This window comes from Klebsiella sp. 141203 (assembly GCF_032601985.1).
In the GTDB taxonomy this organism is placed as follows: domain Bacteria; phylum Pseudomonadota; class Gammaproteobacteria; order Enterobacterales; family Enterobacteriaceae; genus Klebsiella; species Klebsiella aerogenes.
On sequence record NZ_JAQIRL010000001.1, the window covers coordinates 19,799 to 44,061 of the forward strand.

The 24,263-nt window shown below is 53.6% G+C and carries 27 protein-coding genes and 3 tRNA genes; 14 read left to right on the plus strand and 16 right to left on the minus strand.

Going from position 1 to position 24,263, the window contains the following annotated elements:
• Positions 1 to 27 precede the first annotated feature (27 nt).
• The 4 genes from PGR29_RS00080 to PGR29_RS00095 all read left to right on the plus strand — a co-directional run bounded on the left by PGR29_RS00080 (position 28) and on the right by PGR29_RS00095 (position 5,306).
• A complete protein-coding gene (locus tag PGR29_RS00080) occupies positions 28 to 1,806 on the plus strand; it encodes a sigma-54-dependent Fis family transcriptional regulator (protein WP_316423812.1) in 1,779 nt (592 codons plus the stop codon).
• 280 nt (positions 1,807 to 2,086) lie between these two features.
• Positions 2,087 to 3,736 (plus strand): OFA family MFS transporter, encoded by a 1,650-nt coding sequence (locus tag PGR29_RS00085; protein WP_316423813.1) that lies wholly within the window; start codon positions 2,087 to 2,089, stop codon positions 3,734 to 3,736.
• 148 nt (positions 3,737 to 3,884) lie between these two features.
• On the plus strand, positions 3,885 to 4,520 hold the full coding sequence (locus PGR29_RS00090) for a carbonic anhydrase (protein ID WP_015366898.1): 636 nt from the start codon (positions 3,885 to 3,887) through the stop codon (positions 4,518 to 4,520).
• A gap of 111 nt (positions 4,521 to 4,631) precedes the next feature.
• On the plus strand, positions 4,632 to 5,306 hold the full coding sequence (locus tag PGR29_RS00095; protein WP_410477024.1) for a carboxymuconolactone decarboxylase family protein: 675 nt from the start codon (positions 4,632 to 4,634) through the stop codon (positions 5,304 to 5,306).
• An 89-nt stretch (positions 5,307 to 5,395) separates the two neighbouring features.
• Here the strand turns inward: PGR29_RS00095 and PGR29_RS00100 are convergent, their stop codons facing one another.
• The 3 genes from PGR29_RS00100 to PGR29_RS00110 all read right to left on the minus strand — a co-directional run bounded on the left by PGR29_RS00100 (position 5,396) and on the right by PGR29_RS00110 (position 6,778).
• On the minus strand, positions 5,396 to 5,605 hold the full coding sequence (locus PGR29_RS00100) for a YdgH/BhsA/McbA-like domain containing protein (RefSeq protein WP_015366896.1): 210 nt from the start codon (positions 5,603 to 5,605) through the stop codon (positions 5,396 to 5,398).
• A gap of 114 nt (positions 5,606 to 5,719) precedes the next feature.
• A complete protein-coding gene (locus tag PGR29_RS00105) occupies positions 5,720 to 6,070 on the minus strand; it encodes an antibiotic biosynthesis monooxygenase family protein (protein ID WP_032711514.1) in 351 nt (116 codons plus the stop codon).
• 21 nt (positions 6,071 to 6,091) lie between these two features.
• Positions 6,092 to 6,778: a B3/B4 domain-containing protein gene (locus tag PGR29_RS00110; RefSeq protein ID WP_113374664.1), complete on the minus strand. Its 687-nt coding sequence runs from the start codon at positions 6,776 to 6,778 to the stop codon at positions 6,092 to 6,094.
• A gap of 43 nt (positions 6,779 to 6,821) precedes the next feature.
• On the opposite strand from PGR29_RS00110, the gene PGR29_RS00115 reads away from it, so the two are divergent.
• Both PGR29_RS00115 and PGR29_RS00120 read left to right on the plus strand, forming a co-directional pair.
• Positions 6,822 to 7,424, plus strand: a complete 603-nt coding sequence (locus tag PGR29_RS00115; RefSeq protein WP_087858464.1) for a cupin domain-containing protein — start codon at positions 6,822 to 6,824, stop codon at positions 7,422 to 7,424.
• A gap of 101 nt (positions 7,425 to 7,525) precedes the next feature.
• Complete coding sequence (locus tag PGR29_RS00120; protein WP_113374665.1) at positions 7,526 to 7,843, plus strand: putative quinol monooxygenase; 318 nt, start codon at positions 7,526 to 7,528, stop codon at positions 7,841 to 7,843.
• 53 nt (positions 7,844 to 7,896) lie between these two features.
• Here the strand turns inward: PGR29_RS00120 and PGR29_RS00125 are convergent.
• From PGR29_RS00125 to PGR29_RS00135, 3 genes are all read right to left on the minus strand, one after another.
• Positions 7,897 to 7,973 (minus strand) — tRNA-Val (locus tag PGR29_RS00125).
• A 3-nt stretch (positions 7,974 to 7,976) separates the two neighbouring features.
• Positions 7,977 to 8,053: transfer RNA gene (locus tag PGR29_RS00130), tRNA-Val, on the minus strand.
• 3 nt (positions 8,054 to 8,056) lie between these two features.
• A tRNA-Val gene (locus PGR29_RS00135) sits at positions 8,057 to 8,133 on the minus strand.
• Between the two features lie 249 nt (positions 8,134 to 8,382).
• Between PGR29_RS00135 and PGR29_RS00140 the strand changes: the two genes are divergently transcribed.
• The gene (locus tag PGR29_RS00140) at positions 8,383 to 8,952 is read left to right on the plus strand and encodes a TIGR00730 family Rossman fold protein (RefSeq protein ID WP_047058352.1); all 570 of its coding nucleotides are present in this window, start codon (positions 8,383 to 8,385) and stop codon (positions 8,950 to 8,952) included.
• Between the two features lie 55 nt (positions 8,953 to 9,007).
• Here the strand turns inward: PGR29_RS00140 and mdtK are convergent, their stop codons facing one another.
• Positions 9,008 to 10,381, minus strand: coding sequence for an MdtK family multidrug efflux MATE transporter (mdtK, locus tag PGR29_RS00145; protein WP_087858465.1), 1,374 nt, complete (start codon positions 10,379 to 10,381; stop codon positions 9,008 to 9,010).
• Between the two features lie 230 nt (positions 10,382 to 10,611).
• Between mdtK and PGR29_RS00150 the strand changes: the two genes are divergently transcribed.
• A complete protein-coding gene (locus PGR29_RS00150) occupies positions 10,612 to 11,247 on the plus strand; it encodes a riboflavin synthase subunit alpha (protein ID WP_087858466.1) in 636 nt (211 codons plus the stop codon).
• A gap of 50 nt (positions 11,248 to 11,297) precedes the next feature.
• On the opposite strand, the gene cfa is transcribed toward PGR29_RS00150, so the two are convergent.
• Together cfa and punC are read right to left on the minus strand one after the other, a co-directional pair.
• Positions 11,298 to 12,446 carry a cyclopropane fatty acyl phospholipid synthase gene (gene cfa, locus PGR29_RS00155; protein WP_015705219.1) on the minus strand — a complete coding sequence of 383 codons (1,149 nt, stop codon included), beginning with the start codon at positions 12,444 to 12,446 and terminating at the stop codon, positions 11,298 to 11,300.
• Positions 12,447 to 12,744: 298 nt separating this feature from the next.
• Positions 12,745 to 13,929, minus strand: coding sequence for a purine nucleoside transporter PunC (gene punC, locus PGR29_RS00160; protein ID WP_308958302.1), 1,185 nt, complete (start codon positions 13,927 to 13,929; stop codon positions 12,745 to 12,747).
• Between the two features lie 112 nt (positions 13,930 to 14,041).
• Here punC and punR point away from each other — a divergent pair, with 112 nt between their 5' ends.
• Complete coding sequence (gene punR, locus PGR29_RS00165; RefSeq protein WP_087858468.1) at positions 14,042 to 14,953, plus strand: DNA-binding transcriptional activator PunR; 912 nt, start codon at positions 14,042 to 14,044, stop codon at positions 14,951 to 14,953.
• A 19-nt stretch (positions 14,954 to 14,972) separates the two neighbouring features.
• On the opposite strand, the gene purR is transcribed toward punR, so the two are convergent.
• On the minus strand, positions 14,973 to 15,998 hold the full coding sequence (purR, locus tag PGR29_RS00170) for an HTH-type transcriptional repressor PurR (protein WP_015366884.1): 1,026 nt from the start codon (positions 15,996 to 15,998) through the stop codon (positions 14,973 to 14,975).
• 295 nt (positions 15,999 to 16,293) lie between these two features.
• On the opposite strand from purR, the gene PGR29_RS00175 reads away from it, so the two are divergent.
• Positions 16,294 to 16,383 carry a YnhF family membrane protein gene (locus PGR29_RS00175; RefSeq protein WP_032705726.1) on the plus strand — a complete coding sequence of 30 codons (90 nt, stop codon included), beginning with the start codon at positions 16,294 to 16,296 and terminating at the stop codon, positions 16,381 to 16,383.
• 159 nt (positions 16,384 to 16,542) lie between these two features.
• Positions 16,543 to 17,709 (plus strand): MFS transporter, encoded by a 1,167-nt coding sequence (locus PGR29_RS00180; protein WP_087858469.1) that lies wholly within the window; start codon positions 16,543 to 16,545, stop codon positions 17,707 to 17,709.
• Between the two features lie 49 nt (positions 17,710 to 17,758).
• Here the strand turns inward: PGR29_RS00180 and sodB are convergent, their stop codons facing one another.
• Positions 17,759 to 18,340, minus strand: coding sequence for a superoxide dismutase [Fe] (gene sodB, locus PGR29_RS00185; RefSeq protein ID WP_045373530.1), 582 nt, complete (start codon positions 18,338 to 18,340; stop codon positions 17,759 to 17,761).
• Between the two features lie 478 nt (positions 18,341 to 18,818).
• On the opposite strand from sodB, the gene PGR29_RS00190 reads away from it, so the two are divergent.
• Positions 18,819 to 19,274 (plus strand): helix-turn-helix domain-containing protein, encoded by a 456-nt coding sequence (locus PGR29_RS00190; RefSeq protein WP_316423815.1) that lies wholly within the window; start codon positions 18,819 to 18,821, stop codon positions 19,272 to 19,274.
• On the opposite strand, the gene PGR29_RS00195 is transcribed toward PGR29_RS00190, so the two are convergent.
• Positions 19,271 to 20,146, minus strand: a complete 876-nt coding sequence (locus PGR29_RS00195) for a C40 family peptidase (RefSeq protein ID WP_087858471.1) — start codon at positions 20,144 to 20,146, stop codon at positions 19,271 to 19,273. The genes PGR29_RS00190 and PGR29_RS00195 overlap by 4 nt on opposite strands.
• Before the next feature lie 339 nt (positions 20,147 to 20,485).
• Here PGR29_RS00195 and PGR29_RS00200 point away from each other — a divergent pair, with 339 nt between their 5' ends.
• On the plus strand, positions 20,486 to 20,833 hold the full coding sequence (locus PGR29_RS00200) for a Grx4 family monothiol glutaredoxin (protein ID WP_045392486.1): 348 nt from the start codon (positions 20,486 to 20,488) through the stop codon (positions 20,831 to 20,833).
• A 52-nt stretch (positions 20,834 to 20,885) separates the two neighbouring features.
• Here the strand turns inward: PGR29_RS00200 and rnt are convergent, their stop codons facing one another.
• From rnt to PGR29_RS00220, 4 genes are all read right to left on the minus strand, one after another.
• Positions 20,886 to 21,530 carry a ribonuclease T gene (rnt, locus tag PGR29_RS00205; protein WP_047040933.1) on the minus strand — a complete coding sequence of 215 codons (645 nt, stop codon included), beginning with the start codon at positions 21,528 to 21,530 and terminating at the stop codon, positions 20,886 to 20,888.
• Positions 21,531 to 21,634: 104 nt separating this feature from the next.
• Positions 21,635 to 22,042, minus strand: a complete 408-nt coding sequence (gloA, locus tag PGR29_RS00210) for a lactoylglutathione lyase (RefSeq protein WP_015705221.1) — start codon at positions 22,040 to 22,042, stop codon at positions 21,635 to 21,637.
• 79 nt (positions 22,043 to 22,121) lie between these two features.
• Positions 22,122 to 23,219 carry an alkene reductase gene (locus PGR29_RS00215; RefSeq protein ID WP_015366875.1) on the minus strand — a complete coding sequence of 366 codons (1,098 nt, stop codon included), beginning with the start codon at positions 23,217 to 23,219 and terminating at the stop codon, positions 22,122 to 22,124.
• 53 nt (positions 23,220 to 23,272) lie between these two features.
• Entirely contained in the window at positions 23,273 to 23,872 is a 600-nt protein-coding gene (locus tag PGR29_RS00220) for a TetR/AcrR family transcriptional regulator (RefSeq protein WP_045392477.1), read from the minus strand.
• A 137-nt stretch (positions 23,873 to 24,009) separates the two neighbouring features.
• On the opposite strand from PGR29_RS00220, the gene PGR29_RS00225 reads away from it, so the two are divergent.
• Positions 24,010 to 24,249 carry a DUF1289 domain-containing protein gene (locus PGR29_RS00225; RefSeq protein ID WP_087858472.1) on the plus strand — a complete coding sequence of 80 codons (240 nt, stop codon included), beginning with the start codon at positions 24,010 to 24,012 and terminating at the stop codon, positions 24,247 to 24,249.
• Positions 24,250 to 24,263: the final 14 nt, after the last annotated feature.

The following is a 24,263-nucleotide window of genomic DNA, read 5'->3' on the forward strand; positions in this document are numbered from 1 at the left end:
TCGGCTACTGATATTAAAAGGTCAATTATGATTCCCTCCAATTCGCTATCCGTTTTAATGCAGATTCAGCCAACGATTCAACGTTTTGCCCGCATGCTCTCCAGCGTGTTACAACTCGAAGTCGAGATTGTCGACAATACGCTGTGCCGGGTCGCCGGTACCGGCGCCTACGGTAAATTCCTGGGGCGAAAATTAAATACAGATTCGCGACTTTTACGTTACATAATAGAAACAAAAAAAGAAAAGGTCGTAACTCATTCGCGTTTTGATCCCTTGTGTAAAGGTTGTACCAATAAAGAGAACTGTAAAGAGAAGGCATTTCTGGGTACCCCGGTGATTTATCAGGAACAGTGTGTCGGGGTTATTAGTCTGGTCGCCTTAACTCGCGAACAGCAGGAGCGCATTAATGACAACCTCCACGAGTTCTCAGATTATGTACGCCACGTTTCTTCAATATTCGTCTCCCGCCTGTTAGAAGACCAGGGTGGGGGAGACAATATGCTTAAAATGTTTTCCACCATGATTGAAAACATGGATCAAGGCGTGCTGGTGGTTAGCCAGGATCAAAAAATTAAATTTGCCAATCAGGCGGCGATGAAAATCCTTGGCGCGAATCACGGCAGTATGATTGGCAAAACTATTCATTTTCGTCCGCTGACTTTTGCGCAAAATTTTATTCGCGGCCATGTTCAGCACGTGATTTCATTTGATGATAAGAAAGAACTGATTATCGGTCAGCTGCACGCTATTCAGGATCAATGGCTGTTCTTAATGGCCTTCCACCAGTCGCATTCGTCAGCCGATCTGGCGCCACCGCAGGATGGCCCGCAGATTGAACAGATGGTTGGCGAATGTCGGCCAATGCGTCAGCTGAAAAAACTGATTACCCGCGTGGCGCCAAGCCCGTCGAGCGTGATGATCGTCGGTGAAAGTGGGACCGGCAAAGAGGTGGTCGCTCGCGCGGTGCATAAGCTGAGCGACCGACAGGCGAAGCCTTTTATCGCGATCAACTGCGCGGCCATCCCCGAGCAGCTACTGGAGAGCGAGCTCTTTGGCTATGTCAAAGGCGCATTTACCGGGGCCTCGGCCAACGGTAAGACCGGTCTGATTCAGGCGGCTAATCACGGCACGCTGTTTCTTGATGAAATCGGCGATATGCCATTAACCCTGCAGGCCAAGCTGCTGCGGGCGATTGAATCGCGCGAAATTCAGCCGGTGGGCGCCAGCCACCCTGTACCGGTCGATATCCGCATTATTTCGGCCACCAACCAGAACCTTGAGCAGTTCATTGCCGAAGGGAAATTCCGCGAGGATCTGTTCTATCGGCTTAATGTCATCCCACTGCGCCTGCCGCCGCTGCGCGAGCGTCAGGATGATATCGAATTGCTGATTCACTATTTCCTGCATCTGCACACCCGTCGGCTGGAGCTGGTCTATCCCGGCGTGTCCCCGGAAGTCATCGCCTTACTGAAGAACTACCGCTGGCCGGGCAATATTCGCGAGCTGAGTAACCTGATGGAGTATCTGGTTAACGTGGTTCCCTCCGGCGAGGTGATTGATCTTTCTCTGCTGCCGCCAAATCTTATCAGCAGCGGCAAAGTCACCGAGCGGGAAAGCACCCGGGCAGCGCCAGCCAGCGTTGCGAAAGAAGAAGAGGGGGGAACGGCGCTGGAGGAGATGGAAAAACAGATGATCCGCGACGCCCTGACGCGCTATAGCAATAAAAAGCAGGCCGCCGATGAGCTCGGGATCGGCATTGCGACGCTGTATCGCAAAATCAAAAAGTATGAGCTGGTCGGGGTTTGATAAGCCGTATCACTCTGAGAGCAACGTTTATCAAAATCGCCGATCGTTATTGATCTGGCAACGAAAATGCCCTTATACGCGGAAAAGAGAAAATCACTACCGCTGATTTTCTCTTTTTTTACGCCTTTGAACTTCATCTCGTTAGTCCTTATCCGCTCTGCTTGCTCGCTTCAGTCACCATTTTCTGTTCGTTTTTTCAGCGGCTGGCATTGTTCTTGCCTTTACCGTTTGCCATCGGCTGCTGCGATAGCCGGCAAACAAACATGATAAGGACAGGAACATGGTGCAGATAAATGAGAATCTCGCGACTCCGCCCGTTTCATCGTTGAGTCGTTTTTTTGCTAAGCCCCGCATTATTGCTAAACCTGGATTTAACCGCTGGCTGGTCCCACCCGCGGCGCTGGCGGTGCATTTGTGCATTGGTATGGCCTACGGCTTTTCCGTCTATTGGCTGCCAATGTCGCAGCTGATCGGCGGCAGCGCGCCGCTGCAGTGTCCGGTCGATATGTCATTCTGGCAGCAACTGGTTACCCGCCAGTGCGACTGGAAAATTTCCCTGCTCGGCTGGACCTATACGCTATTCTTCGTTTTTCTCGGCTGCTCCGCGGCGCTCTGGGGAAGCTGGCTGGAGAAGGTTGGCCCGCGTCTGGTGAGTTTTGTCGCCACCCTCTGCTGGTGCGGCGGCCTGCTGCTGGCGACCGCGGCAATCTATTTTCATCAGCTGTGGCTACTGTGGTTGGGCGCCGGCGTCATTGGCGGCATTGGCCTGGGGCTTGGCTATATCTCGCCGGTCTCAACGCTGTTGCGCTGGTTCCCTGATAAGCGAGGGATGGCCGCGGGAATGGCGATCATGGGCTTCGGCGGCGGGGCGCTGGTGGGGGCGCCGCTGGCGAATTGGCTGATCAATTTTTTCGCCGATGGTCAGGAAAGTGGGGTATGGCAAAGCATCCTGGCGCTGGCGGTGATTTATGCGCTGTTCATGCTCTGCGGCACTTTTGGTTACCGTCTGCCGCCAATGGGCTGGCATCCGCACGGCGCGAAGGCGCAGCAAGCCATCAGCAAACAGCCAACCATTCAGGTTCACGTCAGCGTCGCGTGGCGTACCCCGCAATTCTGGCTGCTGTGGCTGGTGCTGTGGCTCAACGTTACCGCCGGGATTGGCATTCTCGGCATGGCCTCGCCGATGCTGCAGGAGATTTTTGCCGGAAAGCTACTATCCCTGGATCTGGGCTGGCAGGAACTCAATGCAGAACAACTGAAGCGCATCGCGACAATGGCGGCGGGATTTACCGGCCTGCTCAGCCTGTTTAATATTCTGGGGCGCTTTTTCTGGGCTTCTGTTTCCGATATGTGCGGCAGGAAAGCCACCTTCGCGCTGATCTTCTTTCTGGGAACCCTCCTTTACGGCACACTGCCGTTGATTAACCACGGCGGCTACGTGGCGTTTTTTGTCTGTGCGCTCTGCGTGATTATCTCTATGTACGGCGGCGGTTTCGCGACCATCCCGGCATATCTTGCCGATGTATTTGGCTCACAAATGGTTGGCGCGATCCATGGTCGTCTGCTGACTGCCTGGTCGGCGGCCGGGATCAGCGGCCCGGTGCTGGTCAACTATTTGCGCGAGTACCAGCTGGCGCAAGGCGTGGAACCCGCGAGAATTTATGACATCACGCTGCTGGCGTTGACCGGGTTGCTTATCATCGGCTTTATTTGTAATCAGCTGGTTCGGCCGATTCCGCAGAAATATGCCATGACCGCGGAGCAACAGCAGCAGGCGAGGGGGCTGTATACTATCAATAAAGACGCGCAGCTGAGCTGGGAACCGACGCCCGCGCCGCTGCTGCTGACGCTAAGCTGGCTGGCCGTCGGTATACCTTTGCTGTGGGGAATGGGCACCACCTTGCAACAAGCGGTGAAGTTCTTTATGTAGACCCACAGAGGCAAGCACCCAACGGGCAGGTTGGGTGCTTATTGCACAGCTATTATCAATTACGATTCCCATTCTGCGCTTCGGTGATACACTAGCTAAATGTGATCTTTGTCATATCGTAATTACTACAGAGAAAAGAGACACTGCTATGCAACATATCATTGAGGGCTTCCTCAACTTCCAGAAAGAGATTTTCCCGCAACGCAAAGAGCTCTTCCGCAGCCTGGCGTCGAGCCAAAACCCAAAAGCGTTGTTCATCTCTTGTTCTGATAGCCGCCTGGTCCCGGAGCTGGTTACCCAGCAGGAGCCAGGGCAGCTGTTCGTTATTCGTAATGCCGGTAATATTGTTCCCTCTTTCGGGCCGGAGCCGGGCGGCGTGTCTGCAACTATTGAATATGCCGTTGTCGCCCTCGGTGTGACGGATATCGTTATTTGCGGTCACTCCAACTGCGGCGCGATGAAAGCCATCGCCACCTGCCAGTGTCTGGAACCAATGCCTGCCGTTTCCCACTGGTTACGCTACTCAGACGCGGCGAAAGCGGTGGTAGAGAAGAAAACCTGGGCCAGTGAAACCGATAAAGTGAACGGTATGGTGCAGGAAAACGTTATTGCCCAGTTGAACAACATTAAAACGCATCCATCGGTCGCGGTTGGCCTGCGTGATAAAACCCTGCGTCTGCACGGCTGGTTCTATGATATCGAAAGCGGCGATATTCGCGCGCTGGATAAAGACACCAAAACCTTCGTTTCACTGTCGGAAAACCCGGAAGTCTACTTCGAATAATATCCCCCCAGGGCAAGGAAGCCCTGTGCATCGTAATAAATCATTCATGAACCTATCTCATAGGTCTGTTCGTTTTTGCCTGGCTAATCAACCCCCTGCCAACTTTCTATAATCGTCTTCTCCTGTCGACACTTTCCGTTTGGAGAACAAACGATGCAAAACCCACTGAACGCGCGCCAACAGGCGCTGATCCCGGTTGCCGCCCTGGCCGCTGAAGGCAATATCGAGGAATTGGCCTCGGCGCTGGAGACCGCGCTGGATACCGGCCTGACGATAAATGAATTAAAAGAGACGCTGGTGCAGCTGTACGCCTACTGCGGCTTTCCGCGTAGCCTGAATGCGCTCTCCTGCCTGATGAGGGTGATAACCGAGCGCCAGGCGCGAGGCGTTATTGATAACGAGGGTGCGACAGCGGCCCCGTTACCGGAGAACTGGGATAGCCTGCAGGCCGGTAGCCGTAATCAGACACAACTGGTAGGGCAGACGGTCAGCGGGCCGCTATTTGATTTTGCGCCAGCCATCGACTGCTATCTGAAGGCGCATCTGTTTGGCGATATCTTCCAGCGTGACATCCTGGATTGGCCGACGCGCGAGCTGGCGACGATCTCAATGCTGGCCGCACTAACAGGCGTGGAAAGCCAGCTGAAGAGCCATTACGCGATTAGCCTGCACAACGGGCTGACGGCGCAGCAGCTGCGTGGATTTATTGACGTGCTGGAGACAAAAGTCAGCGCCGAAATAGCGGAAAAGGCCTCGGCGGTACTGGAGCAAGTGGCAGGTAGTTGAAGCATCGGTGGAGAGGACAACGACATTGTCGTAGCTGAAAAGCAGCGCGGCGCGCCAGAGATAAAGCCTGGCGCGTCACACTCGCACTATTATTTGCTCAGTTCCGCAGTCATATAGACGCGGTTATTGAACTGGGCGCTGGTAATCTTATAAGACGCGCCTTGCTCGGCAGCCTGGGCGGCAATTTTCGCTTCCGCACGGTCGAGGGTTGAAGCGGTTGCCGTCACGCTCTGGGCAAAAGCACCGAATGACATCAGGGACAGCACGGTAACTGCAGCAAAAGTTTTGATGGATTTCATGGTCATATTCCTTAAAGATTTTGTTTGGTGAGGAGCGCTGTTGCTCCGATGTGATAAGAATAGAACCAATGATGATTGTTTAAAATCGAAACAATTTGCCTATCTTGTTCAAAATCACTGATGTTGTGCTTGATAGCGTAGTGGATACTCCGCCAGTGGATGGGGCAGGTTCATATTGTGGCTGCCCTCAATCTCGGCAACGATGGTTTGATAACCGGCGATCCAGCGTTGCCCCTGAGCTTTGGCCTGCTGGTGTTGCAGATGGTTCATCATCATTTCCATAGACTGTCGGTCGCGCCAGTAGTAGTTGTTGATGATTCGGCCGCTGGCAGCATCATGATAGCTCTCCATACCGATAAATCCCTCCAGCGACTGGGTATAGCGCTCGATCTCGCCGTCCAGTTGATAAAAGTCATCGTCGTACTCTTTCTTCTCAAAGATAAAACTGGTTAAAAATAGTGACATTACCTGCTCCTGTGTCTGACTTTATAGGCTGATTAGCGTGGACTGGTGGCTCAAACCGGGCATCATCTGCTCCAGCCCCCCGGTAAGCATGCGGCCGGCCTCATGCAGCGCTTCGAGCGGCATCTCTGGCAGGCTTTCCAGAATAAACCACATCTGCGGGTCGCGAGCGCTCAGGCGGGTACGAACACCCTGTCGCCAGTTCCAGCGGCGGCAGGTCACGCCGCGATCGTCACGCCAAATGACCTCTCCCGGTTCCGGTGATTCAACGGCGGCTAAGCCTTCCTTCATCGTATCAAAGGGCTCAGAGCCGTCGGCGATGACCAGACGCGGCGCGCCGCAATAGGCGGCGATGTTCTCGCCGCCGACTGGAACGGCATACCGCAGGCTGACGGCATTGTAGAGGTCAACGACCGGGTCAATTGCCGGCATGTCGCCATCGCGAAGTACGCGTTTACGCAACGCCTCTGCGGAACAGGGCGTGCGTTTCGGTTTAGCGCCAAACGCTTTGAATACGGTAGACCATGCCGCGAGATGGTCCTCCGCCCATGCGGGATCTCCGGCTAATACCGCCTGACAGGCTGTCGCCAGTGCGGCTTCACCGATAGAAGCATCACGTAGCGGCGCAGCGTTGACGGTAATACTCAGCGCCCGGAACCCTGGGGCGATCGCGGCTAACTGTGGGCTAATTGACGGTAATGGGTGAGACATTGCATAATCCTGTAATGACTGATTTAGAGCATAATATCGACCGATGAACGATAAAGTCAATATAACGACCGATAACAGCAACGATCTAAGCCGCATTAATGAGGCGGTATCGCGGCGTATTAAGCAGTTTCGACGCGAAAAGAAGATCTCTCTCGACGAGCTTTCCCGTCGCGCCGGCGTCAGTAAAGGGATGCTGGTGGATATCGAAGGATGTAGGGCGAATCCCAGTATCGCGCTGTTGTGCAAAATCGCTGCGGCGATGGGGGTATCGGTGGCGGAGTTTGTCAACGTTGCCAGTGAGCCGATGGTTCATCTTATCGACCGTGATGCAATTCCGGTATTATGGCGCGGCGAGCAGGGCGGCAGTGCCAGGCTGCTGGCCGGTACCAGCGGACCGGATATGCTTGAACTCTGGCAGTGGCGGATGTTGCCTGGCGAATCGTTCCGTTCACCGGGGCATCCGGCCGACACCTACGAACTGCTATACGTGACCGAGGGAGAACTCACCCTGACGGTGAATAATGACCCATATCAGGTGGCTGAAGGGTGTTCTGCGGTAGCACGTACCGATGTGCCACATGAATATTGTAATTTCAGTCAGTTGCCCGTCGTCTTTACCATGACGGTGTATGAGAAAGGGCGCTGACGCGGACTCTGGCGTAATTCTGGCTTCACCACTACGCTGAATAATTCACGCCCTGGATAGATATAGCCTCCAGGGGAATACGGTGAGCCAGAGGAAACCTTATGAGTGAAGTCAAAATTGTTGCCACGCTAACTCCCCATCCTGAATATATCGATACCATCAGAGAGGCGGCATTAGCCATGGTGCCGCCGACGCACAGAGAAGCAGGGTGCCTGCAATATGACCTGCACGAAAGCCGGGAGATCCTTGATGTCAGACAGCTTTCCCGGCAAGGAAAGATCTCATTTGTGTTTATTGAGCGTTGGCGTTCGGAAGACGATCTGAAACAGCACGTTGCGATGCCCTATCATGACGATTTTCTGGCGATACTGGAGGGTAAACTGGAGAGTATTCAGGTGCAGCGGCTAATGGCGTTATAGATAAAAGCAAGAGGAAATAGGAGAAGTGCGCACCAAATCAATAATGATTGAAATGGTGCGTCCGAGTGGACTCGAACCACCGACCCCCACCATGTCAAGGTGGTGCTCTAACCAACTGAGCTACGGACGCAAATGGTGCGTTTAATTGGACTCGAACCAACGACCCCCACCATGTCAAGGTGGTGCTCTAACCAACTGAGCTATAAACGCAAATGGTGCGTTCAATTGGACTCGAACCAACGACCCCCACCATGTCAAGGTGGTGCTCTAACCAACTGAGCTATGAACGCAATGTTGTGGTGACAACGGGGACGCATATTAACGGCAGGGAGGCCGTGTGGCAAGAGGCAAACGTCACTTTTCTTGCAGAATAGACGCGTTTGCAGAACTTTTATCCATGTCGCCCATATTTTACTGATGATAAAGGATATTTCTTCAACAATCTCCTGCTCCGTTGCGTTTTTCTGCCCGGATTGGCAGGGGAGACGCTCACCGACTTTGTGCTAGAGTGTGCGGCAAATAAACGACGGAGCGCAGTAATGAAAGCAATTGGCATTTTTTGTGGTTCTTCTACCGGGGAAAACCCGATTTATCAGGTTTACGCGCAACAGGTTGGCAAGGCGCTGGCGCAAGCCGGGGTGGAGCTCGTATATGGCGGCGGTAAAGTAGGACTCATGGGCGCCGTGGCAGACGCCGCATTAGAACACGGCGGGCGGGTCATTGGCGTAATGCCGCGCGGGCTGGTGGAGCGTGAAATTGCGCATAGCGGATTAAGCGAGCTGCATGTCGTTGAGAATATGCATGAGCGCAAAAACAAAATGTCGCTGCTGGCTGACGGCTTCATAGCCATGCCGGGCGGAGCCGGAACGCTGGAAGAGATTTTTGAACAGTGGACCTGGGCGCAGCTTGGTATTCATGAAAAACCCTGCGCATTTCTGAACGTGAACGGCTATTACAATCCACTGCAGGCAATGGCGGAAAAAATGGCCGCCGAAGGGTTTATGCACCGCCGCTATGCTGAGATGCTGACTTTTAGCGATGATGTACAGGAGATTTTAACCGCATTCCATCGCTATACGCCGCCGCAGCGCAAATGGCTTGAGAAGTAGCGCTATTAAAGGGCAAACCGTTTTATCGGCTTGCCCTTTTTTTTAGCGTTTCTGGTTAGCGCGCGGCGCGCTGCAGGATCACGCTTGACGGCTGACGCTGCAGGAAGCGCATGCGCAGCATCATCATGATGGCAGCGGAGGTCAGGCCGATGATAAATCCGCACCAGAATCCCGCAGGCCCCATCCGCGGCACCACAATATCGGTCAGCGCCAGCAGATAACCGCTTGGCAGGCCTAGCACCCAGTAAGCGGTAAAGGTAATAAAGAAGATCGACCGGGTATCTTTATAACCGCGCAGAATACCGCTGCCGATCACCTGGATGGAGTCGGAAATCTGATAAATCGCCGCCAGCAGCATCAGCTGTGAGGCCAGTAACACGACCTCCGGGTTATCGTTGTACAGCAGGGCAATCTGCTTACGCATCAGGATCGTGAAAATCGCGGTGATCATCGCCATGCAGACGCCCACGCCGACGCCGGTACGCGCTGAAGTCTGGGCATCCAGCGTCGAGCCCTGGCCGAGGCGAAAGCCAACGCGGATGGTCACCGCCGCCGCCAGTGAGAGTGGCAGAACGAACATCAGCGAACTGAAGTTAAGGGCGATTTGATGCCCTGCGACATCGATAATCCCCAATGGCGAAACCAGCAGTGCCACAACCGCGAACAGCGTGACTTCAAAAAACAGCGCCAGCGCGATTGGCAACCCCAGCTGTACCAGCCGTTTTAATACCGAAAAATCAGGTTTACTGAAACGCTCAGCGCAGCGGATATCGCGCATTGAGCGCGCGCGGCGCACCCAGGCCAGCATGCTGGCAAACATGACCCAGTAGACCGAGGCGGTCGCGACGCCGCAGCCGATGCCGCCAAGTTCCGGCATACCGAAATGACCATAGATAAAAATGTAGTTCACTGGAATGTTGACCAGCAGGCCGATAAACCCCATCACCATTCCGGGCTTGGTTTTTGCCAGCCCTTCGCACTGGTTACGTGCGACCTGGAAGAACAGATAGCCCGGCGCACCCCATAGCAGAGCACGCAGATACCCCACCGCTTTGTCGGCAAGCTGTGGGTCGATGTTGTGCATCGAGCTGATGATATAGCCTGCGTTCCACAGCACCACCATTACCAGTACGGAGACAAAGCCCGCCAGCCAAAAACCCTGGCGTACCTGCTGGGCGATGCGATCGCGGCGACCGGAACCATTAAGTTGGGCGATAACCGGCGTTAACGCCAGCAGCAGACCGTGGCCAAACAGGATGGCAGGTAGCCAGATCGAGGTGCCGATAGCCACGGCGGCCATATCGGTTGCGCTATAGCCGCCGGCCATCACCGTATCGACAAAACCCATCGCCGTCTGGGCGACCTGCGCCAGAATGACCGGGATAGCCAATGCTAATAACTGACGCGCTTCTATAAAGTACTTCTGCACGTGAACACCTTTATATTGTTGTTATTTTGAGACTAAAAAAGCCGCCTTAAATGGCAGCAAGAAGAAAATACAGGAGGAATTTCCAGTCTATTGTAGCGAGGATTAGCCATTAAGCCAGTGAAAAAATGGTGGGGGCACGATGCGCGCTGGCAACCTGTTTGGTCAACTGTTATTGTTCCGCGTATATATAACGGTAATGATACCGTCACGATTCTCAACAGGAGCAAAGTATGTTTACTGGTATTGTACAGGGGACTGCGAAAGTGGTGTCCATCGATGAGAAACCGAATTTCCGCACCCACGTGGTGGAGCTGCCGGCGCATATGCTCGACGGCCTGGAGACCGGTGCTTCGGTGGCGCACAATGGCTGTTGCCTGACCGTTACCGAAATTGACGGCCCGCGAATCAGCTTTGATTTGATGAAAGAGACGCTGCGTATCACTAATCTTGGCGCTATCCATGAAGGTGATATGGTCAACGTTGAGCGAGCGGCGAAATTCAGTGATGAAATTGGCGGTCATTTGATGTCGGGCCATATTATGACCACCGCCGAGGTCGTTAAAATCCTCACCTCGGAAAATAATCGCCAGATTTGGTTTAAGGTGCAGGACCCGGCGTTGATGAAATATATCCTGTATAAAGGGTTCATTGGCGTCGACGGTATTAGCCTGACGGTTGGTGAAGTGACCCCGACTCGTTTCTGCGTGCACCTGATTCCGGAAACGCTGCAGCGCACGACGCTTGGCGTGAAAAAACTCGGCGATAAAGTGAATATCGAAATCGATCCGCAGACTCAGGCGGTGGTGGATACCGTGGAGCGCGTGCTGGCGGCAAAAGAAGCGGCGCAAAAAACCGCCGAGGAATAATTAAAAAAGCCCCCGTAGAAGCGTATTTCTGCGGGGGCTTTTTTGCGAGTCTAGCGGGCTACGCGCAGGCCGTGTTCAACACCGCGCGAGAAGACGACCTGCCAGAGCTGAATATCGCGGGCGCGGAAGGCACCGGCGCAGGCATTCAGATAATAGGTAAACATGCGTTTGAAACGGTCTGAATAGTTATCGGCAATATCCGGCCAACTGGCAAGAAAACGCTCGTACCAGGCCATCAAAGTGGTGTCGTAATCGGCGCCAAAGTTATGCCAATCTTCCATCACAAAATGCTTCTCGCTGGCATCGGCAATATGGCGTACCGACGGCAGGCAACCGTTAGGGAAGATATATTTATTAATCCACGGGTCGACGTTGTGATCGGTAATTTTTGAGCCGATGGTGTGCAGCAGAAAACGACCGTTTGGTTTTAAATTGCGATCGACAACTTCAAAATAAGTGGCGTAATTTTTAGGCCCCACGTGCTCGAACATCCCGACGGAGACGATACGGTCAAAACTCTCATGGAGATCGCGATAGTCCTGCAGCAGAATATTGACATCTAATCCTGCGCAGCGCTCCTGCGCCATTTTTTGTTGTTCGGCCGAAATAGTCACGCCCGTCACGCTGACGTTATAGTTTTTGGCCATGTAATAGGCCAGCCCGCCCCAACCGCAACCGATATCCAGCACTTTCATTCCCGGCTCAAGCTGCAGTTTGCGACAAATAAGATCTAATTTATCCTGCTGCGCCTGCTCCAGATTTTCGGCCTCTTTCCAGTATCCGCAGGAATATTGCATATAGGGATCGAGCATGCGGTGGAAAAGGTCGTTGCCTAAATCGTAGTGTTCTTTACCCACAATCCAGGCGCGTTTTTTACTTTGCAGATTGAACAGGCGAGCGCCAGCAATACGTAGCGTATCTTTGAAATGGTGGGGGAGTTGCTTATCCAGCCCGGCGCGCAATACCTTGTGAAAGAATATATCCAGGCGTTCGCATTCCCACCAGCCGTCCATATAGCTTTCGCCTAATCCGAGAGACCCTTCCTGTAACACACGTTTAAAAAAGAGCGGGTTTTTTACCCGGATATCGGAGGGTGCGGAACCATTGATTTCAATTCCGGCACGGCCCAATAATTCAGCTGCAATCCGGTACCAATCATCGTTTGGTACACTTACTTCTTCTATACACGATGAACTCATAGCTTCTCCATCACGCCCAAGTGATCAGAACCTTAAAACAGCGTAGACGCTTTTTTGGCTTTGTGAGAAATCTCACGAAAAAATCGTGAGGGTGCTATCCGACGTAGAACAGAGGAAGGGAGATAACCCTTGCCGAAAGGCCTTCCATGGTGAAACGGGCTGCTTCCTGCCCCCGTTAATATCTAAAAAACTTTCTATTTATGTGATGCCGGATCCAGTATAGGCCGCTAAAAACCGCCTTTCAATAAAAATATATTAGCAGGCTAATGACTGGTCCGGGATTTCCTTTAAAAAATCATCAAGCGTGAGAGGATTCGTTCACTAACTGCACGCGTCGTTGCTGCATCCAGAAACCGATGCCTGCCAGGACGATGGAAATCAACATCACGCTGGTGGTGGTCAGAAGCGGAGTGGCGATAAGGCTTGATACCAGCAGGCTTGCCAGGAAGCACAGGCCAAGCTGCAGCGTATTCTGCAGGGCGGCGGCGCGGCCGGTCGCTTGTGGAAAAGGTTTCAGCGCCTGGGCGACGACGATAGGGTAAATGCCGCCATTTACAATCGCCATGATGCAAAACGGAATCATTAGCGCAACCAGCGACGGATGAGCCTGCATTCCGGCAAGCCAGGTCGCCGCCACGCTCAGCGCAAAAACAACCAGCAGCCAGGGCAGCATCTGATGACCCTGCCATTTTTGCAGCGCCGCGCGGCAGCCGTAACCGCCGATCAGGAAGGCGATAGTTTGCGGCACGTAGCTGAGACCAATCACCGTTGGGCCATAACCCATTTCATGAAGGATAAACGGCGAGCCGGTGAGCCAGGCGAAGAAGCTGGCGGAACACGCCGCATAAATGAGCACGTTACCGCTATATTCACGTGAACGCAGCAGGGCCATAAAGGTGAGTTTTTGCGGCGTTTCGCCAGCAGGTTTGACCACCGCCTTCAGACGAAAAGCCGGCAGCATCAACAGTAAGGTGATAGCGAACAGGGTGGCGAAAATAGCCTGCCATTCCAGATGAACTAACAGCCAGCTGCCGAGTAACGGCGCCAGCGCCGGAGAGAGCCCGACCAGCGGCATGATCGTCGCGAAAATGCGGTTGGTGCGCTGGGCTGGATAGTAGTCGGTCACCATCGCCTGCCAGGTCACCGCGGCGGCGCATACGCCAATCGCCTGGACAAAACGCAGTACCAGCATCAGCGTCGCGTCGCGTACCCACAGCATCCCAAGACAGCCAAGAGCGAAGATAGCCAGCCCGGCGAGCAGAATCGGTTTTCGGCCATAGCGGTCCGACAACGGCCCCCAGAACAGCTGGCCGAGCGCGAAGCCCGCGAGGAATAAGCTCAGGCTGGCGCTAACCGATGCGGCAGAGGTGTTGAGGTCTTGCTGAATGGCGGCAAAAGCCGGTAGATACATGTCGGTGGCCAGAAAGCCAAGCACGCTCAGGCCGCCCAGCCACACTAAAAATCCTTTCCCAGGTTGTTGCATAACGTTCTCTTTCTACTGATGCAGGTACGATGCCGCAGAGTGTAGGGAGTGTAATCCGCCTTGTGAAACGCTATTATTTGTCACATGCATTCAAAAATTTTGCAGGCAGAATATGTGGTCTGAATATTCCTTAGAAGTGGTTGATGCTGTAGCGCGTAACGGAAGTTTCAGCGCCGCGGCGCAGGAGCTACACCGCGTTCCTTCGGCGGTGAGCTATACGGTGCGACAACTGGAGGAGTGGCTGGCGGTTCCGCTTTTTGAACGTCGCCATCGTGATGTTGAACTAACCCCCGCTGGGCACTGGTTTTTGCAGGAAGGGCGTTCTGTTATCAAAAAAATGCAGATCACCCGCCAGCAGTGCCAGCAGATTGCTAACGGCTGGCGTGGCCAGTTGTCCATTGCGGTGGACGATATCGTTAAACCCGCGCGTATGCGCCAGATGATCGTTGATTTTTATCGCCATTTTAGCGATGTCGAACTGATCGTTTTTCAGGAAGTTTTCAACGGCGTCTGGGATGCGTTAGCCGATGGGCGGGTAGAATTAGCTATCGGCGCGACGCGTTCGATTCCGGTGGGCGGGCGTTACGCTTTCCGCGATATGGGGATGCTGAACTGGCACTGTGTCGTTGCCAGTAGCCATCCGCTGGCGCAGATGGATGGGCCGCTCAGCGATGATGTGTTGCGCAACTGGCCGTCCCTGGTGCGCGAAGATACCTCGCGCTCGTTGCCGAAGCGCACAACCTGGCTGCTGGATAACCAGAAGCGGGTGGTGGTGCCGGACTGGGAATCTTCAGCCACCTGTCTTTCTGCGGGATTATGTGTCGGGATGGTGCCTGGCCATTTCGCCCGCCCGCATATCGATAGCGGGGAGTGGACGGCCTTGACGTTGGAAAACCCATTCCCGGATGCTGCCTGCTGCCTGACCTGGCAACAAAGCGATGCTTCACCCGCTTTAAGCTGGCTGCTTGACTATCTTGGCGACAGCGAAACGTTGAATCGGGAGTGGTTGCGGGCGCCGGAATAACCGGCGCCGGAGGAGGGCGTTAGCGGCGATAATCGACGAACGGACCGTCGGCTACCGAGCGGCGCTCGATAAGACGTGGATGCACCTCGATGGACTGCGACTCTTCACGTTTATTAACGATACGATCGAGCAGCATATTGAATGCCGCTTCCCCGAGCGAGTCCTTCGGCTGGTGAATGGTGGTCAGCGCCGGGCTGAAGTAGCGGGCGTTACGCACGTTATCATACCCGATCAGCGAAATGTCCTGCGGCACGCGCAGGCCCATTTCGTCGGCGGCGCAGATAGCGCCCATCGCCATGATGTCGCCGCCGCAGAACACGGCGGTTGGGCGATGCTGCTGATTAAGGATCTGCTGCATGGCGCGGTAGCCGGATTCCGGTTCAAAGTCGCCCTGCACAATCCAGTTTTCCGGCACATTGATATGCGCTTCTTTCATTGCCTGCATGAAGCCTGCCAGGCGTCCGGCGCCGGTGTTGCGTTCAAGCGGGCCCGGAATAACGCCAATTTCGCGATGGCCGCGTTCAATCAGGTAACGGCCGGCGATATAGCCGCCTTCAAAGGCATTATCAATAACCGAGTCGGTAAAGTCCGCCTTGGCTTCGCCCCAGTCCATCACCACCATCGGAATATGACGATACTCTTCCAGCATGCTGAGTACGGACTCCGGGTACTCGGAACACATCACCAGCAGGCCGTCGACGCGCTTTTGCGCCATCATAGACAAGTAGGCGCGCTGTTTTTCCGGATCGTTCCAGGCGTTGCCCAGAATCAGGGTATAGCCTTTCTGGAAGCAGCTCTTTTCTACGGATTCGATAATTTCAGCGAAATAGGCCGCTTCGCTGCTGGTGGCCAGCAAACCGATCGATTTAGTGTGATTGACTTTCAGGCTGCGAGCCACGGCGCTTGGCGAATAGTGGAGTTCTTTAATTGCCGCCCACACCGCATTGCGCGTCTCTTCCGCCACGAAACGGGTTTTGTTAATCACATGTGATACAGTTGTAGTGGAAACGTTTGCGCGTTTCGCTACATCTTTAATAGTTGCCATTACTTCTCACTCCAGACCTTGACCTGATCGTCTGATTATCGATACGTAAACGTTTGCCTATACACACCCTGTATACAATGCTCAACATTGCAACACCTGGGAAAACGACACAGAACGACAGGAAGGGGTCAATGGCCGATACGCTTTCAAATTAGCGTGGGATTTTGTCCTATCTCGAAGCAAAGGGGAAGAGCAAAAATGTGCATCACTCTAAATCCGGGAAGATTTTTGCATATTTTTGTGCAAAAATGAGCAAGCTCACTTTCTATGTGGGGATAATCAGGGGAGAAAATTGATGGACACAAATTTAAAGTTTTCGCTGACAACGACGGTTATTGTTTTGGGTCTGATCGTCGCCGCCGCGTTGACCGCGGTACTGCACTGATTCCAGCAGGGAGGGGGCTTCCCCTCCCATCCCGCCATTATTAGCAAATCTGCAAAAATCTTTTGTCATTTCGTTTACTTCTGTTTTTCTGTGATTGATGTCATGCTTTTGGCTTCTGATGTAATGCCGAGTCCTGAATCGGCCTGATGGAGTCTCTGAATGAAAATCAACTTTCCCTTACTCGCGTTGGCGATCGGTGCCTTTGGTATCGGTACCACCGAGTTTTCCCCGATGGGATTACTGCCGGTTATCGCCAAAGGCGTAGATGTTTCTATTCCGGCCGCGGGGATGCTGATTAGCGCCTATGCCATTGGCGTGATGGTCGGCGCGCCGTTAATGACGTTACTGCTGTCGCATCGCGCTCGCCGCAATGCATTGATCTTCCTGATGGGGATCTTCACCCTCGGCAACGTGCTCTCTTCAATTGCGCCGGATTACACGACGCTACTGCTGTCGCGTATTATCACCAGCCTCAATCATGGCGCGTTCTTCGGCCTCGGCTCGGTCGTTGCCGCAAGTGTGGTGCCAAAACACAAACAGGCCAGTGCGGTCGCGACCATGTTTATGGGGCTGACCATTGCCAATATCGGCGGCGTACCGGCGGCTACCTGGCTTGGCGAAACCATCGGCTGGCGAATGTCTTTCCTCGCCACGGCGGGTCTGGGATTAATTGCGATGGTCAGCCTGTGGTTCTCCCTGCCGAAGGGTAGCGCCGGCGAGCGTCCGAACGTGAAGCGCGAGCTGTCGGTGTTGATGCGTCCTCAGGTACTCTCCGCGCTGTTGACCACCGTGCTGGGCGCCGGGGCGATGTTCACGCTGTATACCTATATTTCTCCGGTACTGCATACCATTACCAATGCTTCACCGCTGTTTGTTACCGCCATGCTGGTATTAATCGGCGTTGGTTTCTCACTTGGCAACTATCTGGGCGGTAAATTTGCCGACCGTTCAGTCTCCGGAACGTTGAAAGGGTTCCTGTTGTTACTGATTGCCATCATGTTGGCCATTCCGCTGCTGGCGCAATCGCAGTTGGGTGCTGCCGTCAGCATGGTCGTGTGGGGCGCGGCAACCTTCGCGGTGGTTCCGCCGCTGCAGATGCGCGTAATGCGCGTGGCGCACGAAGCGCCGGGTCTGTCATCGTCGGTGAATATTGGCGCTTTTAACCTCGGTAACGCGTTGGGTGCGGCGGCGGGCGGCGCGGTGATTTCCGGCGGTCTCGGTTATGCTTTTGTGCCGGTGATGGGGGCGATTATTGCCGGGCTGGCGTTGGCAGTAGTGCTGTTTGGCGGGCGTTCTCAACCAGAAGAAGCGTTAGCGAATCACTAAGTTGTACTAAGAAAAAACCGCAGCGGGGCAAGCCTGCTGCGGTTTTGTTTTATGCTGCCAGGTTGGCGGCAACAAATTTCCAGTTTACCAGCGCCCAGAAGTGTTCCAGATAATTAGGACGGGCATTGCGGTAGTCGATGTAGTAGGCGTGTTCCCAGACATCAACGGTCAGCAGCGGCGTTGCATCGGTAGTCAGCGGAGTGCCGGCGTTGCTGGTGGAGACGATAGCCAGGCTGCCGTCTGCGTTTTTAACAAGCCAGGTCCAGCCTGCGCCGAAGTTTTTCGCCGCGGCATCGGTGAATTTCGCTTTAAAATCAGCGAAGCTACCGAAAGATTTGCTAATCGCTGCGGCCAGCTCTCCTTCCGGCTCACCGCCGGCGTTCGGCGCCAGGCAGTTCCAGTAGAAAGTGTGGTTCCAGACCTGCGCTGCGTTATTGAAGACGCCACCTTCAGAAGAGCGAACGATCTCTTCCAGAGATTTGCCTTCAAAAGCGGTGCCTTTGATCAGGTTGTTGAGGTTGGTCACATAGGCCTGGTGATGCTTACCGTAATGGTATTCCAGGGTTTCTGCGGAAATGTGCGGCGCCAGGGCGTCTTTTGCATATGGTAATGCAGGTAATTCGAACGACATTGCTACTCTCCTTATAACTTTTTGTTTTTTCTCACATTAATTAGGTGAAAGTTCACCTGAATACAGTATTTACTGTGTAACGCTGTCGCGAGTGTTACATGTTATTGTGTTGAGAATGTTAACATTTGCTGAAGTCAGTTAAAAGACTTACAACAACAAAGGTTATTCATTGCTAACGCGACTGATTAAGCCTTCGCCAGTCTGGCGCATGACGAGCGATATGATTCGCAAAGTCCCCATCGACGCTCCTGCATACGACTAAAACGCTGCATATCCTCACCGCTTGTTATCTTTTTAAAATGCGATAAATCATTAGCTTGTTAGCATTATGCGTAATAGGAATGACTTTCATGCCCAATAATCATTGGGATCTATTTTAATTGTATGACAAATATAATTGTCTCTGCAGGCAACGGACCTCGGAGTAAGAAATCGTTATTGAACAAGCATAAAGCTCATAATTGATGGATGAAAAGAGATGGCGCACAAACATGAAATGGTCAGCGGACATATTATCCCGATCGTCATAGATATTATCGAATGGATCGAAGACAACATTTTTACCGCGCTCCCCGTTACCGCGATCTCGAGGAAATCGGGTTATTCGCACTGGTACTTTCAGCGCCAGTTTGCGCTGATTACCGGTTATACGCTGGGAACGTATGTTAGCCGACGCAAAATGACTATTGCCGCCGGCATTCTCAAACAGACGAAGGATTCGGCGTTGAGTATCTCATTGCTGCTCGGTTTTGAAGGCCAGGCGACATTCTGCCGTACTTTCCGTCGTCATTTTGGTATGTCGCCGACCAGTTATCGCCGCCACCCCACGCAACTGGAGGAGCGAATGCAGTATCCGCTGAATCTGGAAGAGGGGGGGGATGTACAGAAGAGCGGTTTGCCGGCGCAGCGGCAAACCGAGGCCAGCGTCTCTTAACGAATGGTTTTTGGCGTCATTACGCGGCGCGCGCCGACGTAGTGGCGAACCCAATAATCTTCGCTTAAGGAGGTTATCTGAATATCACGACCGGTACGCGGCGACTGGATAAACTTACCGTTTCCAACGTAAACGCCTACGTGGTCGGCGGTGCCACGTCCACGGGTACGGAAGAAGACCAGGTCGCCGCTTTGCAGTTCATCGCGGTCAACCGGCCGGGCATCGCGCAGGTGGTACATTTCGTTAGCGGTGCGCGGAATATGAATTTTTACCAGATCTTTATAGGCGTAATAAACCAGCCCGCTGCAGTCGAAACCGGTACGCGGTGAGGAGCCTCCCCAGCGATAAGGCTTGCCCAGCTGATCCATGAGTTTATTCATTGCGGTACTTTGCGCTTTTTGCACGCGGGCTTTGTGTGCGTCGGCAATCGTCAGATTCGGCTCGTCGACAACGGGCTTACAGCGTTTTTTGTAGCCTTTACGCACTACGCATTTGCTTTTCACGTTGTTCAACGCCAGCGTCGATGCTTCGCCGGATTTTACCGTTTTCGCACACTGTTTTTTATAACCTTTGCGCAACACGCATTTTTTGGTGGCGCCGGCGGCTTGACGATTAAGCGCGGTTTGGCTTGCTGCGGTAGTGCGGGTAGGGAGCTTAGAGCTGGAGGTTTTTTTACGGGTAGTTTTAGCGGTGGATTTGGATTTATTCTGTGCCGCTTTCTTCTTACGCTCGGCGGTGGAGCCTTTTGCCGGATGCGCCTTCGGCGTAGCCGAAGCGTGCGTATGCCCTGAAGCATGCGCCAATGGCGTAAGCGAGATAGATGTAAACAGTAATGCACAGAGCGATATCGCGATTTTATTGAGCCGCGCCACTGAGCAATCCCCTGATTAAATTACAGACATATACTAATGCCTGACGGTGAATGACAAACCGGAATGATTCTAAAGCATAAAAAGCCAGAAAGTTAATACTCTTTTGTATCTAAAATGTCGTTTGGTTAACGATTGCAAAAAAATAAGTCAGAGAATCGCCGCTGCGTACAAAAAATGCGCAACCCGCCCCGCACTGACGTCACAAAGTGATATTTTTAAGGCAACTTCAGACGACAGAAGATAAAATGTGGCGAGTGAAAAAAATGTTATTATCGGTCCTGCGTCCAGGACGCTACAATGACAAATTACTGCCGTAAAGATGTTTAAGGAAGCACGACAATGAGCACCACTTTAGAAACAATCCAACGTCAAATCGCTGAAAACCCGATCCTGCTGTATATGAAAGGTTCTCCGAAGCTGCCGAGCTGCGGTTTCTCCGCTCAGGCAGTACAGGCGCTTTCCGCTTGCGGCGAACGTTTTGCCTACGTGGACATCCTGCAGAATCCGGATATCCGCGCTGAATTACCGAAATACGCTAACTGGCCGACCTTCCCGCAGCTGTGGGTTGACGGCGAACTGGTTGGCGGTTGCGACATCATCATCGAAATGTATCAGCGCGGCGAACTGCAGCAGCTGATCAAAGAAACGGCAGCCAAGCACAGCGCTGACGAGCCGAAAGCAGAGTAATTCTTTGCAGCAAAGAAAAAGCGACTTCCCCGGAAGTCGCTTTTTTTATCGCTTATGCTTCAAGCGCAGGTAAGGGCCAACCGCCAAGGCGCTTCCAGCGGTTGACGATTTCGCAGAATAGCTGGGCGGTTTGCTCGGTATCATACAACGCAGAATGAGCCTTGCTGCCATCAAACTCCATTCCCGCGGCAATGCAGGCTTTAGACAATACCGTTTGCCCTAAGGCCAACCCGCTCAGCGCGGCGGTATCGAAGGTCACGAAAGGATGGAACGGGTTGCGTTTCAACCCGGCGCGCTCGGCGGCGGCCATCGTAAAGCTATGATCGAAAGTCGCATTATGCGCCACCATAATCGCGCGGCTACAATCGCTCTCTTTCATCCCTTTGCGGACCATTTTAAAAATGGCGTGCAGCGCATCGTATTCGCTTATCGCGCCGCGCTCAGGATCGTTTGGGTTAATTCCATTGAAAGCCAGCGCTTCCGGCTGCAGGTTGGCCCCTTCGAAGGGAGCCACGTGAAAATGCAGCGTTTCGTCCGGCATCAGCCAGCCCTGCTCATCCATCTTCAACGTAATAGCGGCGATCTCCAGCAGGGCGTCGGTTTTGGCATTAAACCCGGCGGTCTCAACATCAATCACCACTGGGTAAAAACCGCGAAAACGGCCGCACAGACCATTAAGTTGAGCGTTCTCGGACATCAGATTCTCTTAGCTGGAAAAAAGTAGCGCGCATTATGGCAAATTTTGCCGCGGCTTGCAGCAGGTAGGGATAAAACATCGGGCGCGAACGCGCCCGAATTAGCTTAGTTGCCGAGACCTTTTCCGGCATCTTTCTCTTCGATCAGCTCAATTTTGTAGCCGTCCGGATCTTCAACAAAGGCGATAACCGTGCTGCCGCCTTTCACCGGGCCGGCCTCGCGAGTGACGTTGCCGCCGTTCTGGCGAATACGTTCGCAGGCTTGCGCCGCGTTGTCGACGCTCAGCGCAATATGGCCATAGGCGGTACCGAGCTCGTAGCTATCCACGCCCCAGTTATAGGTCAGTTCGATAACCGCGGTATCGCTCTCTTCGCCGTAGCCGACGAAAGCCAGCGAGTATTTATATTCAGGGTTTTCGCTGGTACGCAGCAGCTTCATGCCCAGCACGTTGGTATAAAACTCGATAGAACGTTGCAGGTCGCCAACGCGCAGCATGGTGTGAAGTAAGCGCATAATTTCCCCTATGCAGTTTGTTTTGATACATCAGAGTCTTGAGTATAGCGGCGTTGGTACGCCGCTATCAATGGAGGGATTACAGGGTTGGATAATCGGTATAACCTTCCGCGCCGCCGCCGTAGAAGCTTTCCGGGCGCTGCGGGTTTAGCGCCGCTTTCTTCTGCAGACGGGCCACCAGATCCGGGTTGGCGATGTAATCGCGGCCAAAGGCCACGGCATCGATCAGCCCTTTATTAATAAGGTCGTTGGCTTTCTCCACCGTATAGGCGCCAGCGCCGATAATCGCGCCAGGGAAACGATCGCGGACTTTCTGACGGAATTCGTCGCTATACGGCTGGCCGCCGGCCCAGTCTGGTTCGGACATGTGCAGATAAGCGATACCGCGTTTTGCCAGTTGCTCAATAAGATAGAGCGCATCGGCTTCTTCGTTCGGGCCGTTATCGACGTTCTGGAAACTACCGATTGGCGACACGCGGATACCGATACGGTCGGCGCTCCACTCTTTGCTGACGGCATCGACCACTTCGAGCACCAGGCGGGCGCGGTTCTCAACGCTGCCGCCGTACTGGTCGGTACGCTGGTTAGAAGAAGGCGACAGGAACTGGTGCAGCAGATAACCGTGCGCGGAGTGCAGCTCTACCAGATCGAATCCGACATCACGGGCATTGCCTACCGCCTGACGGAAATCATCAACGATGCCTGGGATTTCGTCCGTTTCCAGCGCGCGCGGCATTGACGTATCAACGCGAATCGCATGGCCGTTTTCATCACGCAGCGAAGTACGCGTGCCTGCGCTCAGTGCCGATGGCGCGACCGGCGCTGCGCCGCCCGGTTGCAGGCTGTTATGGGAAATCCGCCCGGTGTGCCACAGTTGCACGGCGATATGACCGTTTTCAGCATGAACGCCAGCGGTGATTTTTTGCCATGCGGCCATTTGCTCTGCGCTATGCAGGCCCGGCGCGCCGGCATAACCTTTCGCCTGGGCGGAAATTTGCGTCGCTTCGGTGATAATCAGGCCGGAGCTGGCGCGCTGACGATAGTACTCAGCCATCAGCGGAGTAGGGATGTCGCCAGGTTCGATGCTGCGCAGACGGGTCAGCGGAGCCATAAATACGCGGTTAGGTACGGTCACCGCACCGACTTTTAACGGGCTGAACAATTTAGATTCTGACATAATGACTCCTGAGTAGACCGGTCGTCTTGTAACTGGTTAAATAAAAACGCCTGTTAAACCGCAGGCGCTGCAATGATCTGTTTGGCGTGAGCAAGGGCGCTTTCCAGCGGCGTTGCGCTACGCGTAATTTTGGCCTGTAGATTGGCCCCCAACCACAACGAGTACAGCACCTGTGAAAGGGTGATAGCTTCCCCCTCAAACAGCAGGCTACCCTCCAGACGGCCTTTTTCCAGTGCTTCGCCCAATAGGGCGATAATCTGACTGGCGCCTTTATCCATGGCGGTACGCATATCTTCCGACAGGTCGCACACTTCCGCCGACAGCTTCACGGTTAAGCAGCCGCTGATAATGCCCTGTTGGCAAAACTGATTCAGCGTGTGCTGATAGTAGGCCAGCAGTCGGTCGCGGTAGTTGCCTTCGCCATGGTCGAAGTGGTCAACCAGGCGCTGCAGATAGCCGGTGTAGTGATGTTCAAGCAACGCGACGCCGAAGGCTTCTTTTGAGCGAAAGTAATGATAGAAAGAGCCTTTCGGCACTTCCGCCGTTTTCAGAAGTTCACTTAAGCCCATTCCGGTAAAACCACGATGCATGCATAGTTGTTCGCCGGTGACGAGGATGTGTTCTCGGGTATCGCATTCGCTGTGTCTGTTCATGCGGCACACTGTAGTAGACCGATTGGTCTAATGCAAGCAAAATGATCATTCTGCGAGGATAACAAACCAACAAAAGTTGCGCGCGAGCGGCAGAGCGTCTTCAATGAGAAGCAGAGAGAACAAACAGGAGATCGGTTGTGGCAGAGCAGCTTGAGTTTTTCCCGGTACAAAGTCCGTGTCGGGGAATATGTCAGTCCGATGAACGCGGGTATTGCCGTGGCTGTTTTCGTAGCCGTGATGAGCGCTTCAACTGGCAAAAACTGAGCGATGCGCAAAAACAAGAGGTTCTGCGCCTGTGCCGTCAGCGATTACTGCGTAAAATTCGAGCGGCTAAGCCGGAGCCGGCGGAAGAACCGCAGCAACCCTCACTGTTTTGAAGATAAATATGCGT

What these genes read in the sequence shown, in the direction of transcription:
- PGR29_RS00105 (WP_032711514.1), bottom strand. Translation starts at nt 6,070, where the DNA reads ATGTCACTATTTTTAACCAGTTTTATCTTTGAGAAGAAAGAGTACGAC.
- PGR29_RS00180 (WP_087858469.1), top strand. Translation starts at nt 16,543, where the DNA reads ATGAAAATCAACTTTCCCTTACTCGCGTTGGCGATCGGTGCCTTTGGT.
- PGR29_RS00220 (WP_045392477.1), bottom strand. Translation starts at nt 23,872, where the DNA reads ATGAACAGACACAGCGAATGCGATACCCGAGAACACATCCTCGTCACC.
- PGR29_RS00090 (WP_015366898.1), top strand. Translation starts at nt 3,885, where the DNA reads ATGCAACATATCATTGAGGGCTTCCTCAACTTCCAGAAAGAGATTTTC.
- PGR29_RS00150 (WP_087858466.1), top strand. Translation starts at nt 10,612, where the DNA reads ATGTTTACTGGTATTGTACAGGGGACTGCGAAAGTGGTGTCCATCGAT.
- cfa (WP_015705219.1), bottom strand. Translation starts at nt 12,446, where the DNA reads ATGAGTTCATCGTGTATAGAAGAAGTAAGTGTACCAAACGATGATTGG.
- PGR29_RS00110 (WP_113374664.1), bottom strand. Translation starts at nt 6,778, where the DNA reads ATGTCTCACCCATTACCGTCAATTAGCCCACAGTTAGCCGCGATCGCC.
- PGR29_RS00215 (WP_015366875.1), bottom strand. Translation starts at nt 23,219, where the DNA reads ATGTCAGAATCTAAATTGTTCAGCCCGTTAAAAGTCGGTGCGGTGACC.
- PGR29_RS00200 (WP_045392486.1), top strand. Translation starts at nt 20,486, where the DNA reads ATGAGCACCACTTTAGAAACAATCCAACGTCAAATCGCTGAAAACCCG.
- PGR29_RS00115 (WP_087858464.1), top strand. Translation starts at nt 6,822, where the DNA reads ATGAACGATAAAGTCAATATAACGACCGATAACAGCAACGATCTAAGC.
- rnt (WP_047040933.1), bottom strand. Translation starts at nt 21,530, where the DNA reads ATGTCCGAGAACGCTCAACTTAATGGTCTGTGCGGCCGTTTTCGCGGT.
- punC (WP_308958302.1), bottom strand. Translation starts at nt 13,929, where the DNA reads ATGCAACAACCTGGGAAAGGATTTTTAGTGTGGCTGGGCGGCCTGAGC.
- gloA (WP_015705221.1), bottom strand. Translation starts at nt 22,042, where the DNA reads ATGCGCTTACTTCACACCATGCTGCGCGTTGGCGACCTGCAACGTTCT.
- sodB (WP_045373530.1), bottom strand. Translation starts at nt 18,340, where the DNA reads ATGTCGTTCGAATTACCTGCATTACCATATGCAAAAGACGCCCTGGCG.
- PGR29_RS00080 (WP_316423812.1), top strand. Translation starts at nt 28, where the DNA reads ATGATTCCCTCCAATTCGCTATCCGTTTTAATGCAGATTCAGCCAACG.
- purR (WP_015366884.1), bottom strand. Translation starts at nt 15,998, where the DNA reads ATGGCAACTATTAAAGATGTAGCGAAACGCGCAAACGTTTCCACTACA.
- PGR29_RS00120 (WP_113374665.1), top strand. Translation starts at nt 7,526, where the DNA reads ATGAGTGAAGTCAAAATTGTTGCCACGCTAACTCCCCATCCTGAATAT.
- PGR29_RS00140 (WP_047058352.1), top strand. Translation starts at nt 8,383, where the DNA reads ATGAAAGCAATTGGCATTTTTTGTGGTTCTTCTACCGGGGAAAACCCG.
- PGR29_RS00085 (WP_316423813.1), top strand. Translation starts at nt 2,087, where the DNA reads ATGGTGCAGATAAATGAGAATCTCGCGACTCCGCCCGTTTCATCGTTG.
- PGR29_RS00100 (WP_015366896.1), bottom strand. Translation starts at nt 5,605, where the DNA reads ATGAAATCCATCAAAACTTTTGCTGCAGTTACCGTGCTGTCCCTGATG.
- PGR29_RS00175 (WP_032705726.1), top strand. Translation starts at nt 16,294, where the DNA reads ATGGACACAAATTTAAAGTTTTCGCTGACAACGACGGTTATTGTTTTG.
- PGR29_RS00190 (WP_316423815.1), top strand. Translation starts at nt 18,819, where the DNA reads ATGGCGCACAAACATGAAATGGTCAGCGGACATATTATCCCGATCGTC.
- punR (WP_087858468.1), top strand. Translation starts at nt 14,042, where the DNA reads ATGTGGTCTGAATATTCCTTAGAAGTGGTTGATGCTGTAGCGCGTAAC.